Source organism: Pedobacter sp. ASV1-7, assembly GCF_040203335.1.
Classification (GTDB): domain Bacteria; phylum Bacteroidota; class Bacteroidia; order Sphingobacteriales; family Sphingobacteriaceae; genus Pedobacter.
In genome coordinates this window covers 82732-97234 of record NZ_JBEHBV010000004.1, presented here as the reverse complement: position 1 = coordinate 97234, position 14503 = coordinate 82732, and the positions used below count along the sequence as shown (strand labels likewise).

Annotated in this window: 16 protein-coding genes; 7 read left to right on the top strand and 9 right to left on the bottom strand. The window is 35.7% G+C overall.

The features are described 5' to 3' along the window. Positions 1 to 167: 167 nt before the first annotated feature. From ABDJ41_RS10800 to ABDJ41_RS10780, 5 genes are all read right to left on the bottom strand, one after another. Positions 168 to 641 (bottom strand): hypothetical protein, encoded by a 474-nt coding sequence (locus ABDJ41_RS10800; RefSeq protein ID WP_349786015.1) that lies wholly within the window; start codon positions 639 to 641, stop codon positions 168 to 170. A 134-nt stretch (positions 642 to 775) separates the two neighbouring features. Beyond that, entirely contained in the window at positions 776 to 1117 is a 342-nt protein-coding gene (locus ABDJ41_RS10795; protein ID WP_349786014.1) for a hypothetical protein, read from the bottom strand. Between the two features lie 269 nt (positions 1118 to 1386). Continuing rightward, the gene (locus ABDJ41_RS10790; protein WP_349786013.1) at positions 1387 to 1734 is read right to left on the bottom strand and encodes a hypothetical protein; all 348 of its coding nucleotides are present in this window, start codon (positions 1732 to 1734) and stop codon (positions 1387 to 1389) included. Between the two features lie 55 nt (positions 1735 to 1789). Then, entirely contained in the window at positions 1790 to 2104 is a 315-nt protein-coding gene (locus tag ABDJ41_RS10785; RefSeq protein ID WP_349786012.1) for a hypothetical protein, read from the bottom strand. A gap of 310 nt (positions 2105 to 2414) precedes the next feature. Next, on the bottom strand, positions 2415 to 3704 hold the full coding sequence (locus tag ABDJ41_RS10780; RefSeq protein WP_349786011.1) for a DEAD/DEAH box helicase: 1290 nt from the start codon (positions 3702 to 3704) through the stop codon (positions 2415 to 2417). Between the two features lie 211 nt (positions 3705 to 3915). Here ABDJ41_RS10780 and ABDJ41_RS10775 point away from each other — a divergent pair, with 211 nt between their 5' ends. Together ABDJ41_RS10775 and ABDJ41_RS10770 are read left to right on the top strand one after the other, a co-directional pair. Then, entirely contained in the window at positions 3916 to 4338 is a 423-nt protein-coding gene (locus tag ABDJ41_RS10775) for a VOC family protein (RefSeq protein WP_349786010.1), read from the top strand. 128 nt (positions 4339 to 4466) lie between these two features. Then, positions 4467 to 5411, top strand: coding sequence for a hypothetical protein (locus tag ABDJ41_RS10770; RefSeq protein WP_349786009.1), 945 nt, complete (start codon positions 4467 to 4469; stop codon positions 5409 to 5411). Between the two features lie 31 nt (positions 5412 to 5442). Here ABDJ41_RS10770 and ABDJ41_RS10765 read toward each other — a convergent pair whose 3' ends face one another. Further along, positions 5443 to 6663, bottom strand: coding sequence for an ABC transporter permease (locus ABDJ41_RS10765; protein ID WP_349786008.1), 1221 nt, complete (start codon positions 6661 to 6663; stop codon positions 5443 to 5445). Positions 6664 to 6783: 120 nt separating this feature from the next. Here ABDJ41_RS10765 and ABDJ41_RS10760 point away from each other — a divergent pair, with 120 nt between their 5' ends. Together ABDJ41_RS10760 and ABDJ41_RS10755 are read left to right on the top strand one after the other, a co-directional pair. Beyond that, positions 6784 to 8058: an exo-beta-N-acetylmuramidase NamZ family protein gene (locus ABDJ41_RS10760; RefSeq protein ID WP_349786007.1), complete on the top strand. Its 1275-nt coding sequence runs from the start codon at positions 6784 to 6786 to the stop codon at positions 8056 to 8058. Between the two features lie 51 nt (positions 8059 to 8109). Beyond that, a complete protein-coding gene (locus ABDJ41_RS10755; RefSeq protein WP_349786006.1) occupies positions 8110 to 8322 on the top strand; it encodes a hypothetical protein in 213 nt (70 codons plus the stop codon). Between the two features lie 35 nt (positions 8323 to 8357). Here the strand turns inward: ABDJ41_RS10755 and ABDJ41_RS10750 are convergent, their stop codons facing one another. Continuing rightward, the gene (locus ABDJ41_RS10750) at positions 8358 to 8651 is read right to left on the bottom strand and encodes a Bor family protein (protein WP_349786005.1); all 294 of its coding nucleotides are present in this window, start codon (positions 8649 to 8651) and stop codon (positions 8358 to 8360) included. A 197-nt stretch (positions 8652 to 8848) separates the two neighbouring features. On the opposite strand from ABDJ41_RS10750, the gene fmt reads away from it, so the two are divergent. After that, positions 8849 to 9757 (top strand): methionyl-tRNA formyltransferase, encoded by a 909-nt coding sequence (gene fmt, locus ABDJ41_RS10745; RefSeq protein WP_349786374.1) that lies wholly within the window; start codon positions 8849 to 8851, stop codon positions 9755 to 9757. 21 nt (positions 9758 to 9778) lie between these two features. Here fmt and ABDJ41_RS10740 read toward each other — a convergent pair whose 3' ends face one another. Both ABDJ41_RS10740 and ABDJ41_RS10735 read right to left on the bottom strand, forming a co-directional pair. Further along, complete coding sequence (locus ABDJ41_RS10740; protein WP_349786004.1) at positions 9779 to 10618, bottom strand: aminotransferase class IV; 840 nt, start codon at positions 10616 to 10618, stop codon at positions 9779 to 9781. A gap of 18 nt (positions 10619 to 10636) precedes the next feature. Further along, complete coding sequence (locus ABDJ41_RS10735; protein WP_349786373.1) at positions 10637 to 11668, bottom strand: RluA family pseudouridine synthase; 1032 nt, start codon at positions 11666 to 11668, stop codon at positions 10637 to 10639. A 305-nt stretch (positions 11669 to 11973) separates the two neighbouring features. On the opposite strand from ABDJ41_RS10735, the gene ABDJ41_RS10730 reads away from it, so the two are divergent. Next, the gene (locus tag ABDJ41_RS10730) at positions 11974 to 12855 is read left to right on the top strand and encodes a 1-aminocyclopropane-1-carboxylate deaminase/D-cysteine desulfhydrase (RefSeq protein ID WP_349786003.1); all 882 of its coding nucleotides are present in this window, start codon (positions 11974 to 11976) and stop codon (positions 12853 to 12855) included. Between the two features lie 135 nt (positions 12856 to 12990). Continuing rightward, complete coding sequence (locus tag ABDJ41_RS10725; RefSeq protein ID WP_349786002.1) at positions 12991 to 14487, top strand: sensor histidine kinase; 1497 nt, start codon at positions 12991 to 12993, stop codon at positions 14485 to 14487. Positions 14488 to 14503: the final 16 nt, after the last annotated feature.

The following is a 14503-nucleotide window of genomic DNA, read 5'->3' as shown; positions in this document are numbered from 1 at the left end:
CAAAGAAGGTAATTTTTTTTGTCAAGCAGGGTGGATAGGCATAATGGATATGTAGGGTTGACAAGCGGGTGAATTAGCAGGGAGATTAAGGTTGGAGGTTAATTTATCTATATTTAGGTCATGATACGCTCTCTTCTGCTCTGGGCCATACTTTTTTGGATGGGTACCTAATTAGTTTCTTGAACTAATTCTTCAATCATATTATTTTGCGAATCATAATTAACAAGCCCCTTTGTACATAAAATGTAAAGATTAGGGGAAGTAATTTCCATCTTTAATAATTTATTATGCTCATCTTTAATAAATCTGATATTATGCTTACCTCTAAACATTTCATTCTCTGTATCAAACTCTATTATACTGTTATTACTTTTAAGAGTAAACACCTTCCATCTTCCTTTTTTATCACAAGCTAGAACCCCTAAATTCTCGGCATCTTTTAAATCTAAAATAGGCAAAGTACAGTCTTTATTTTTGAATATTATTATATTACTGAGTACATCAAAAAAAAAATCCTTCTTTTTGTAAACAATTTTATCAATTGTCCAAAAACCTTCTACGCCCTTTTGAATTGAATTATTACAAGAGCATACAATCATTAAGGATAATATTAATGATATTTTAAAGTATTTAGTTTCCATTTATTTAACAATATCTTCAAGAAGCCCCTTCAACTATATAATTCTCTCCAAGCCATTTTCGATCTCTTCTTTTATAATCATTAAAAAAAGTTATCTCACAATCTGAATGTCCAGCTTGACAGCCTACTTCCACTTTACATATTTAACTCTAATAGAATAGGTAGTCTCATTTTAACATCTACTTTTTTGCCACCACACTTTCCCGCTTCCCATCTTGGCATAGTAGATAATGCCCTTAGATATTCTTTTTCAACTGGTGAATAATCTAATTCCTTTTTGTTATAAATTCCCCCACTATACACCTTTCCATCAGACGATACAATAAATTGCAAATCAATACGATTTTGTGATAATGAAATTGGAACAGGTTTAACATTCCTTGCAAAAAATGTTAAAACATCCGAGATACCATCTTTATAAACTGGTGGTTTATCAACCTCGTAATAGATATTCTTTTTGTTTTCAACTATCATCAAACAAGTTTGCTTTGGAGAATTTCGTTTATCTTCACAAGAAGAAACAACACCATTAAAAACAAAAAATATCATTACAACTAACACCATTACATAATACTTATTTGATAATAATTAACACCATAACAATTTATTATTTCCTTCTGAGTTTACACACACTATAAACCTAAATCTGACAAATCCGGAGGAGGTAAATACTCTTCCTTATACTCATAATTAGGATTATTTAACACCTCTTTTTCAACTATAGACTGAATATCTCTAATTATATTTTAGGATACATTATATTTTTTAAACACTTCTACACAAGCATCAAAATAATACTTCAGATAAGCTTGTAGAGGATACTTTGCATTCACAATATTTTTATACGGCAGCCACAATCCATAACTTACAAAATCATTCCTTTTGTCAAAAACAGGCCCTTTTACATCTACAACAGTTGTCTTTGCAGTAGTTGTAACATTTAAATTCAAACTCCTATTAGGATTATCCTTATCTAGCCCATAAGTCTTCATGACATTCTCAATAAACTTATTTCTAATATATAAATTGACCTTATGCGAAATCTTAAAATCTATTCCTACCTCGCTGAAAAAACTACTTACTATTAATTGCATATTTTTTATTTTACTATACCAGGATGACCAAAGCTCCCTGGGGGATAAGCCTTATTTATATTATAATAATTTTGAATATACCTTGTTTTCTACTTCTGAGATCAACTAGCTGCTTACTACTATAGGTCTGCACAGCTGATTTTCTTTTTGCTGTATCGGTGAATTGGGAGGTCTGTTCCTTTATCTTGTTTTTAAAATCGTTCTTCTTGTTCTCAACGACAGACTTGATTGCCTGGCGGCCAACAGAATCAATAGATTTCACCAGGGGCTTTTCCTGAGCGGAAGTAGCATTGGCTATACAAGGCCCACCTAAAAAAACAGCAAAAGCAAAAGAATTATTAAGGGATAAAAGAACTTGTGTTAATTTCATTTTAAGCAGCATTAAAACTGCTTCTTAAAACATCACTATCCAACCACATCTATACGATTTTGAGAAGCGTTTTTAGATTAATTAATAAATATTAACTGAAGATAAAGTTCAGGAATTACAAAAGCAAATATTTTTTTTAAATTAACACAACTTATTGTTCATATATTTTTTAAAAAAGCAATAAAAACCATCTTCATTTGCCAAGTGACAGTTTCTAAAATATAAAAAATCACCTTCTTTGAGGAGACCTTAGGCGCTTCCCGATTCTTCATCGGGAAGATGCCAGGCTCTGAAAAGAATGGTTATTTTTTTACCCGTGCTTTTTCTTCATATTCATTTTAGCTTTCTGCCCTATCCCATAATTATGAGTCTTAGCATTGCTTTCTTTTTTATCATGAAAAGCACCACCACCTCTAGGATTATCATCAACTTCTTTTTTAACCTTAACAGTAGCGGTTTTAACACTTTTATCAATTACAAGATCATCAGGTAAATCCATTACTTCAATCTTTTTACCCATAGATTGTTCAATCTTCCTTATTTCACCAAGTTCCAGGTCAGTCGCAAAAGTAATCGCAACTACCTCTTCTGAATCACCTTTCACTACCCTGCTCAGGAATGTCTCTTTCTCCTCCGGAACTTCAAAGTGGAACATAAAGTTTATCCCGGAAAGATCTAAGCCAGAGAAGCCCTCATTTGCGATAATCAATACTCGCGCTTCAGGTGTATCCTTAAAATCATCAATATGATCAAAACCCTCCTCATCAAAAAATAAAGGGTTTAATACTGATATAGCTCCTGGTTTAGCAGAATGTAGATTCTTTGATAATTTTTGTGCTGTTAAACGACTATTCACAAACACCACGACCTTATCAAATACTTCATCATCTCTTAACAGGTAATTCAGCAGGTTAATCTTTGTTTTAAAATTAGGTACTTGATATAACAGAAGGTCATGCGTTTCAGCTTGTGTTTCGCCCAGGTCTTCTACTTCAATAGTAACTGGAAACTCCATAAACTGATCAATTAACAAATTCAGTTTATCATGCATTACAGTTGTAAAGATAAGATGTTGCACTTTGCCTGCACTTCTGGCCAATTCAGCCACTGGTAGCTGCATACCTTGTTTTACAATTACCTCTGCATCATCAACGATTAAAGTTTGCAACCTGTTTAGATTTAAACCCAATTTCAGATAAATGGCACGTGCTCGTGTAGGAGTAGCCACCACAATATCAATTCCATCTAATAGCTCATTGATATCATCATCCATCCCACCTGTGCCATACAAACCTTTAATACGTAAGTTCCTGTTCTTACTTAATAGCAAAAACTCAGCTATTACAGCTTCAACTCGTTCACCATCAGGCACAAGAATCAAAACTTTAGGGGCTTCATCTGTGCTGTATTTTAGCTTCATTAAAACACCTAATACATAGGTAGTAGTCTTACCGCAGCCCTCTGGCCCAATGGCAATGATGTCCTGTCCACCTATAATACGCGACATAGTTCTTGCCTGAATTTCCTTTGCAGAGATGTATCCGGCATCAGTCATTGCCGCTACCAGCGACTTACTTAGTTTTAATTTATCTAACGACACAGTATCTTTTTATTGATTAATGAAGCTGCAAATTTACTGATTTTACCATGTACTATCGCTTCCTATATGTAAAAGATGGAAATATTGGTTATTGAGGAACAATTATGTCGCATGTTACCCCTGATATTGCCGTACTGACACCCTGACAAATCTGGTTATTCCCGGTAAATTTGAACAAACAATCAGCATTAACCTTTTAACATTCAACACTATGACAACCATTAACCCTTATTTAAACTTTGCAGGAACCAGCGAAGCAGCCTTTAATTTCTATAAAGAAGTATTTGGCGGAGACATCACCATGATTATGCGTTTCAGGGATATGCCGGATGACAAAACTCCGGAAAATGAAAAAGATAAAATTTGTCATATCTCATTACAGCTCCCGAATGGAACGCTATTAATGGCCACAGATGTTCTGGAATCTTTAGGTCAGAAATTAATTACAGGGAACAACTTCTATCTATCGATCAGTGCAGAAAATAGAGCTGAAGCAGATAGATTGTTTACCAAACTCTCCGAAAATGGCAAAGTAGAAATGCCAATGGCAGATATGTTTTGGGGCGACTATTTTGGAATAACGGCCGATAAATTCGGCACCCAATGGATGATTAGTTTTAATACCCATATGTAACCAGAAGTTAGGGCGAAGCATTTATTTTTAATTATTAACGGGTAATACAGCGATCATATTTTTTTCTCTTTTCAGAAAAACAGTATTAAATTTGAATGCAATAAAATATGATCGCAATACTCCCTGCCATGAAAAAAAATCATCTAATCCTGTTATTGTGTATTTGCTCTATGACTACAAATGCGCAATTTGGCAAACTAAAAGATGCCTTAAATAATGGAGCAGCTTCTCTTCTCAATAACAAACAACTGAAGCTATTACAAAATCAACCCATTACTACCAATTTCGACGACTGTAATAAAGAAGATATTCTACCACCGGATTTTGGTGCCGATTCTGTAAAGAAGCGTTTATGTCTGTTAAAAGCTAATTACACTACAACAGGAGGTTTTCAATTGAAACCCGGCTTTTATACCGGAACCTTTAAAAGCTTTTGTTTACAGGCCGGAACCTATGGCCCTGATAAAGGTAATGGCTACCTGTTTGCTCCTTTAGCCGGCCCGAAAGAGAAAATAGCCAGGACTTTGATAGCTAATTGGGAACAACATCCAGAGATCGAGCAGTACCAGGTACAGCTGCTGTTATGGGCAATAGTTGCAAAAACTAATTTTAGCAAATTATCTCCCGAACTACAATTAGTAGCAGCAAAATTGCTTGATAAAAATGATATATCTTCATTAAGTAGTGCTGTTGTAGATTATATCTCGGGAGAAGCGATGTCTAAACTAACCAGCAATTTACCTGAGCCCGCAAAAACAGTAATTGAAATTGAAAATAAGATCAGAGGGATGATGTATCAGGAAAATTCATCTTATAATGAAATTGAAAGCCTGGCTATGCTTAATGGAGTGGCACCTCCAAACAAAGATTTCCCTAATGGAGTATGGAGTATGCATCCTGATGGGTATTATATCAAATACCTGCCTCATTCTTATTCAAAAACTGAAGTAGTAATTTATGTGCCTAAAAAAGTAGGATCAATTTCCTTCCTACCTGTAGGAGATGTTGCAGTTCCAGCAAGCAGAGGCTCTCAGCGTCTTGGGCAATCAAACCTACTCATCTGTGAAAAGTAGTCAATGAAACGTTTACCCTAAATAGCAGAATTTATTTAAACCTGATCGCCTTTAACGGACTAATTCTGCTCACAAGCATTGATGGGAGAATTAAAACCAATACACAAATAACCATTGTAGCCAGATTCAAAATCAGCACATCCACAAAATGTATTTCTATCGGTACATAAGATAAATAATAAGAAGCCTGATCTAACTTAAAAACATGAGTATATTGCTGTAAAAAGCCTAATCCGAGGCCCAGTATATTACCTAATAATAACCCAAATCCAACAAGGTAAGCAGCATTATACAGGAATATCTTCATGACGCTGTAATCCGACATGCCAAAAGCTTTCAGTATACCAATCATGTTTGTACGCTCAAGAATCATGATCAGCAATGCAGTAATCATATTAATCACGCCTACAATCATCATCAATACGAGCAATACTTTAGTATTAACATCTAGCAGCGAAAGCCAGGTAAAGATAGCCGGGAAATAATCAGCAACTGATTCTGATTTTAAATCCAGTCCCAGTCCTTCATAGATACCTTCAGAAGCTACTTTTAAATTAGCAAAATCTTTAATTCTGATTTCAATACCTCCTATTTCATCTGGTTTCCAATTGTTCAATCGCCTGATAATATTCAAATCACCAATTACAAAACCCTTATCAATTTCTTCAACACCTATATCATAAATACCAACAATCTTAAAGGGGCGCTTACGTGGGGGATTTTGAACGAAATACATGATAAAGTCATCACCAACTTTCAATTTCAACCTGTTCGCAGTGAACTGAGAGATCAGAATTTGTCGGGTAGCCTTAGTACTATCCGTAAAATCCATTACTGTACCACTCACCAGGTGCTTACGGATATAATCCCAGTTAAAGGTCTTATCAATACCCTTAAAATTGATCCCTTCTACCTCATTGTTAGCTGAAATAATAGCGGGTTTAGTTGCATAAGGTTGAAAAAACTCAATATCAGGATTGTTTTTAAGTTTTTCCAACGTTTCCTTTCCTGCTACAAAAGGCGTAAGTTCAAAAGAGTTGTTCAGACCATACTTAAATATCCTGACATCACCAATGTATCCTCGTACCTTTTCCTGTATCTCGGTTTTAAAACCTTTAATAATGGCTACAGAAAGCATCATAACCGAAAGGCTGAGCATCACTCCTGCTATTGCTATTCTAACAATAAGCTTTGAAAAAGTACGTTCGGATTTTATGGCTATACGCCTCGCTATGAAATATTCTGTATTCAACCTTTTGCAGTAATTGTACCTCAGCAAAAATGCTCATTTTAAAAAGAGTAAACAAAAACTTTTATGTTTTTCCTACCTTTATCATAAGTATATTTAATATATTAAAGTAAAAAGGTTCTTATGTCACAATCTATAACTAAAATTCTGAATACTGTTGTACTAGCTATCCTGCTTCAAGCTTGTGGCTCATCGACAACTGTAGCTTTTAATCCGGCTGTACCTAACCCTTATAAAGTTAAGGCAGAAGATTTCGACAAGCCTGTTAAAGATAAATTACTCACTGGAGCAGAACAGGTAGACCTATATGTTCCTTACCTCAAAGGAAAGCGTGTTGGCATGGTCGTGAACCAGACTTCTATCATTGGTAAAGAAACTACAATCGACAGCTTATTGAAACTAGGTGTAAACATTGTTAAAATATTTGGACCTGAACATGGTTTTAGAGGTAATGCAAGTAATGGAACACATGTTGATGATGAAGTAGACGCTAAAACAGGAATCAAAGTAATTTCTCTTTATGGCAAAAATTCTATACCTACCAAAGCCCATTTGGCGGATGTTGATATTATGATATTCGACATACAGGATGTTGGTGTACGTTTTTATACTTATATCAATACCTTACAGCATGTAATGGAAGCTTGTGCAGCCAATAACAAAGAAGTACTGATTCTGGACAGGCCAAATCCTAATGGTTTTTATATTGATGGGCCAGTATTAGACCCTAAGTATAAATCAGGGATAGGCTTAAAACCAATACCAGCAGTACACGGCTTAACAGTTGGCGAATATGCACAAATGTTAAATGGAGAAAACTGGCTTGATAATAAGTTAAAGTGTAAAATCAAGATCATTAAGGTTGCGAACTATACTCATGACACACCGTATGAATTACCTGTAAACCCATCGCCAAACCTAAATACTCCACAATCAATATTGTTGTATCCTACCACTTGCTTGTTTGAGGGAACTTATTTAAACTATGGTCGTGGTACTCAATTTCCTTTCACAATTGTGGGTGCACCAGCATTAAAAGGTAAATACAGTTTTTCTTTTACTCCTGTTAGTTTGAAAGGCATGTCGGAGAGTCCTTTATTTATGAACCAGGTTTGCTACGGTATAGATCTTAGAAATTACGACACCAATATCTTCAGGAAAACAAAACAGATTAACCTGGCATGGATCATTGAACTTTATAAAAATTCACCAAATAAAGCCGATTTCTTTAATTCAAGTCTGAGCAAACAAATGGGAACAATTGAAAAACTAATTGGTGTAGGAGATTTCAGGAAACAAATTATTGCAGGTGTTTCTGAGAAGGAAATCAGAGCGAGCTGGGAGCCCGGGTTAAGTAAGTATAAAACAATGCGCAAAAAATATTTGTTATATCCATAGTGTCTATAGGCTGATTCGCTTTAGGACATACATTATAAACTAAGGATAAAGATGATGAACAGCGAACCTAAAAAGAAAAGCGAAAATCCTGGAAGTAATTACAGGGAAGAAATCCCAAAGGATAAAGTTCCTGCGGGAGATAAAGCTGTAAAAAAACCGGAAGACAAAGATTACAACCGCGAAAATGCGAATTTTAAAAATCCTGCTAAGAAAAGGGAAGAAAGTGAACAGCCTGTTCACCCCGTAAAAAAGGCGCCTAAATAAAGCAAAAAGGCCGTATTCCCATACGGCCTTTAATTTTACTTTTCAACAGTAGTGGTAGTTGGTGTATAAATACCAAAGGTAAGTGCAGAAATCAATCCGTTTACAAATGTTTGTTTTGTAGTTACAGAATAATCTGCAGCACCAGCTGCCATTTGTTTAGAATCAGAAACCCCTACCGGTGCAAGTCCAGCAATTACATAATGATTCCATTTTGTTACAGATTGGTTCTTTTGAGGTCCTTTTCCTACTACACTTGTGTAAGAATAACAAGAACTTAGACTGATTGCTGCGAATATCACAACAACACCTAATTTAGCGTTTTTTAACATGCGTTTAATTTAAATTTAAGCAGCGAAAATAACTAAAATTAAATTACATATATAAAAACTTTATAAAAAAATCTTAAACATTAAAAACATAAACAAAGTAATTAATGCGTCTGATACTATTCTTATCTGGATAAGAAGCTATCTTGATATAAGATCCACTAAATTTTTAGTTATTTTGCGATCTAAAATAAAGGATGATGAGATTAGTTTTCATGGGCACGCCCGATTTTGCTGTAGCTTCTTTAAATGCACTTGTAGAGGCAGGATTTGATGTAGTTGGTGTTGTAACCGCTGCTGATAAACCTGCAGGACGCGGACAAAAACTTCAGGAAAGTGCCGTAAAACAATATGCTGTAGCTAAGGGCTTAAAAGTATTACAACCGTTAAAACTTAAGGACCCGGAATTTATTGAAGAGTTAAAATCTTTAAGGGCCGATTTACAAGTAGTTGTAGCTTTCAGGATGCTACCAGAAATGGTTTGGAATATGCCTCCTAAAGGAACAATAAACTTGCACGCGTCCTTATTACCTCAATATCGTGGGGCCGCTCCTATTAATCATGCAATTATTAATGGTGAAAGAGAAAGTGGCGTTACTACCTTCTTTTTAAAACATGAAATAGATACAGGTGATGTTATATTTTCAGAAAAAGTAACCATCACCTCTGAAGATACTGCTGGTGACCTGCATGATAAATTAATGAATGTTGGAGCAGGTTTACTGGTAAAGACTGTACAAGCTATTGCTGATGGTAATTATACAGAACAACCGCAACTGCAAAGTGATGAGTTGAAACATGCCCCTAAAATATTTAAAGAACATTGTTTAATAGACTGGAACCAGCCAGGTCAATCCATCTACAACCTGATTCGAGGCTTAAGTCCATACCCTACCGCCTTTACCAAACTGAATGATAAAACGCTGAAAGTTTTTAAAGCAGAACTGGAGGAGAAAGAAACTGGTCTGGCTCCAGGTGCTTTTTTATCAGATGGTAAAACCTATTTAAAATTCGCAACTAAAGACGGATTTATTAAGCTTACCGATCTACAATACGAAGGTAAAAAACGTATGCAGGTTGATGAATTTCTCAGAGGTATGCGTTTGTAAAACGCATACCTCCATCTCAAATTACAGTGTATTCAGCTTAGCACTTAACAGCTTCGTGATCTCGTTAAAATAACGCTTCCGTCCATAGCCCATTACCCACCTGATCCCACTGATTGCATTGGTAATAAATACTTCTTCAGCAGCTTTTAATATCTCTGGGTTAATCTGTGCTTCTATAACAGCAATGTCATGTGCCCTCGCCATTCCCATGACTACATTTCTCATTACACCGGCAACACATCCTTCTGATAAGGCAGGAGTATAAATCTGCTTATCATAAACTACAAAAATGTTCGAGCTTATACTCTCACATAAAAAGCCATGCTGGTTTAGAATAAACGCATCATCAAGGCGATGTTGCTTTTTATATAAACCGGCCATTACATATAACAGGGAATTACTTGTTTTACAGTTCGACAAACTGTTTACAGGCTTGGTCAACTCGTCGAACACATCGATAATCAAACCTTTTTTATTCAGTTCATAATTATCTTCATGAAGAGCCGAGGCCTCCATCACATATCCAAACTTATTGCTATTTGGAGTATACAAGCCATCTCCGGCCCGGTAAACCGAAAGCCTGAAACGGACGTTATCTTTTAATTTATTCTTCTTGCAAAGCTCAGCAGTTTTCTGCTTCAAAAAATATTCATCAAGCAATATGCTGCCATCTATTTTAAGAGCTTTCATTCCGGCTCGCAACCGGTCCGCATGCAGCTCAGCAAATTTTAACTTGCCGTTACACATGCGCATCGTCTCAAAGAGTCCGTCACCATATCTAAATCCACGGTTAGCCGCCGTAAGGATCGGGTGATTTATAATGACAAATTCATCATTATGTAAAATATATTCGTGTTGCATTTATTTCTTACCAAAACGTTAGGATGATTGGACTATATAGTTTCTCCATTTATTCAAGGCCGAATCGAAATCCTCAGGCAAAGGTGCCTCAAATTCCATATACTTTTTAGTTCTTGGATGAATAAATCCTAAAGTCTGTGCATGTAAGGCCTGGCGAGGCAACAGTTCGAAGCAATTTTGAACAAATTGCTTGTATTTAGTAAAGGTTGTTCCTTTTAAAATTTTGTCCCCACCATAATTGGCATCATTAAATAAAGGGTGTCCTATGTGCTGCATATGTGCTCTGATTTGATGTGTACGACCAGTTTCAAGCTGGCAAGTTATTAAGGTTACATAACCTAAACGCTCTAACACCTTATAATGTGTTACTGACCACTTACCTTTTTCTTCATCATCATACACATCCATAATAATACGGTTCTTTGCACTCCGCCCAATATAGCCAGTTACAGTACCATCCTGCTCAATATCACCCCAGGCAAGTGCAACATATTTTCTTGTAATCGTATGATCAAAAAACTGCTTTGCCAGTTTAGTCATAGTGATTTCATTCTTACTGATCAGTAAAAGACCTGATGTATCTTTATCAATACGATGTACCAATCCTGGCCGACCGTCATTACCTGGCAATTGAGGCAGTGATTCAAAATGAAAAGCTAATGCATTTACCAATGTTCCGGTATAATTATTAAATCCTGGGTGGACCACCATTCCAGCTGCCTTATTCACAACCAGCAGGTCTTCATCTTCATATACAATATCCAAAGGAATATCTTCTGGATAAACTTCAGTATCCCTTGGAGGATGCGGAAATACGATTGAAATCTCATCAAGAGGTTTTACCTTGTAGCTGGACTTAATGGTTTTCTGATTAACCAGTACGTTCCCTGCATCTATCGCATTCTGTATGCGGTTACGTGATGCATTTTCCAGACGGTGCATCAAAAATTTATCTACGCGCAGCAAAGATTGCCCTTTATCTACAACAATATTAAAATGCTCATATAAGTCCTGATCCTCTAGCTCTACCAACGAATTACTGTTTTCCATACTTTTTGCGGCTTCCATACTGCAAAACTAATCTTTAACAATTACATATCTACAAACAATTGGTCTGCTTTTTGATATGCTTAGCTGCCTACCAATTATTAATCAACAATGAAATCATTCCAAAATGATCTGCTTTTACAGAAAGAAAACAAGGTAATGACTTCATTATTAATGAAAAACAAAAATTGAAAAGCATGAAAAACTTTAGTCAAAATGTTAAAATCATACTTAACTTCTTTCCTTACCTGCTAAAAAAGATTTATTTTAAACAATAATGATAAATAAAGCCATCTATATTTGTATGAATGTTTACAGATATAGATAGTCCACTACAAAGGTTAAAAAGTTTCCCCTCCCATCAGATTCTGGTAAAAAGAGATGATTTAATTGACCCTTATATATCAGGGAACAAATGGCGTAAGCTAAAATATATTTTAGAGGAAGCTGATATTCAACAAAAAACGCATTTGGTAACCTTTGGAGGTGCCTACTCTAATCATTTGGTAGCAACTGCAGCAGCTTGTGCCAGAAAAGGATTAAACAGTACAGCATTTGTAAGAGGTAGTGAGAATGAATGTGCGAACAATGAGATGCTCATGTTATGCCGTCTTTTTGGTATGCAGTTTATTTTTACGGACAGATTAAGTTACAAAAACAAAGCTGCTTTATTCGATAATCAATTCGGCAACAATACATCAGCATTATTTGTGGATGAAGGTGGAGCTGGTCTAGAAGCCGTTAAAGGATGTGCTGAGATTATAGCAGAACTTCCAAACGATGTAGACCATATATTTTGTGCAGCTGGTACTGGCACAACCGCAGCCGGACTACTGATTGGTATACAACAACGAAAGTTAAAAACCCAGCTTCATGTTATCCCTGTTTTGAAAGGCGGTGATTTTATTGCTGATGAAATAAACAGATATATAGGTAATACCGAACAGCTTACACTACATACAGGGTACCATTTTGGAGGCTATGCCAAAACCACACCCGGACTAATTTCTTTTATTAAACAATTTATCACAACAGAAGGCATGCTGATTGACCCTGTTTATACAGGTAAGATGTTTTATGCACTGGATCATTTGGTTTCAGTAGACTACTTTAAACCAAATGATAAAATAGTAGCATTACACACCGGAGGCCTGTTAGGTCTGATGGGAATGAAAGAAAAGTTTCGCTAAAAAATAAAAAATACATCATTTAATTCTTGATTATTCCGTATCTTGACTAGAACTCATTGCTTCCCCTATTAGCAGTGCAAGAGATTGTACAATTTTATGGACTCGCTAAAAAACGGTTTTTATCAATTGATAAAAATGAATGAGGATCTTTTTGATTTCATTCTCGAAGCATCACCCAAAGGACTTTGTTATTGCCATTTGGCGAATAAAGAAACATGGATTAACCCCGAATGGAGACAGGTTTTAGGCTATGAATCTACACAGCAAAGTTGGGTTACCGAAGACTTTCTTTTAAAAGACCAGTTAGATTTAATCGTTAATGATTTACAAGGAAAAGATTTTAATCCTTCTGCTCATTACCTCATCGATTATAAGCATCAGAACGGATCAATTTTAAAAACCATTTGTACCGGAGCCCTTCAAAAAGATTCTGAAGGACGAGCAGCTGCTTTGCTTATCGCAATTAAACAATATCATCAGGCTAGTGAAAATTTACAGCACCAACATGTGCATACGAATGGATTGTCAAAGGAAAATTTAAACGAAAAGTTAAAATTAAGTGAAGAAAGATTTAGACTTGCTTTTCAACATGCTGCAATAGGCATGGCCATTGTCAGTTTAGAAGGCAAATGGTTACGCGTTAATCGCAGTCTCTTCAATATACTTGGTTATCGTCCATCAGAATTATTAAGACTTACTTTTCAGGACATCACCCATCCGGAAGATCTGGACAAAGACCTTAATCTTTTAAATGAAATTTTGGAGAGAAAAAGAGATTCTTACCAGATGGAAAAAAGGTATTTACATAAAGAAGGTCATATCGTTTGGGTTATTTTAACAGTATCAATTGTAAAAAACAGCAATGGTGAACCTTTACATTTTATCTCACAGCTTACTGACATTAGTAAAGTTAAAGCCACTGAACTTGAAATACAATCTATGATGGAGGTTACTAATGATCAGAACCGTCGTCTGCTCAACTTCGCTCATATTGTATCACACAATCTCCGCTCTCATTCCGGCAATCTCTCCATGCTTCTAAACTTTATGGAAACAGATACCAATGAAGAGTCCAGACAAGAGCTTTTTAAAATGTTTCGTCATGCGACATCCAATCTTCAGGAAACAGTGGGACATCTCAATGAAGTTGTGGCAGTTAACACAACCATTGAGAATCTGAGCCGCATTAACCTTTACGAGGCTATCAATTGTGCTATTGGGAATGTCGAGGCTTTATTAAAAGCTGCGGATGCAATCTGTAAGAATGAAGTAAAAGAGGATGTAATTATTGATGCTGTTCCTGCCTACCTCGATAGCATTCTGCTTAACTTTTTAACAAATGCGATTAAATATAGATCCCCTGACAGAACCCTAAGCATTGTACTTAAAGCAGAAACAGAGGCTAACAAAGTAACTTTAAGCATACAGGACAATGGTATGGGTATTGACTTAGCATTAAATCAAGACAAAATATTTGGCATGTATAAAACTTTTCATGCCAACAATGATGCCAGAGGAATAGGTTTGTTTATCACTAAAAACCAGATTGAAGCTATGGGAGGCAAAGTAACGCTGGATAGCGAGGTTAATGTAGGCACAACATTTACAATTCATTTCAAGATTAGAGAATAAGAATTTCACACTATTT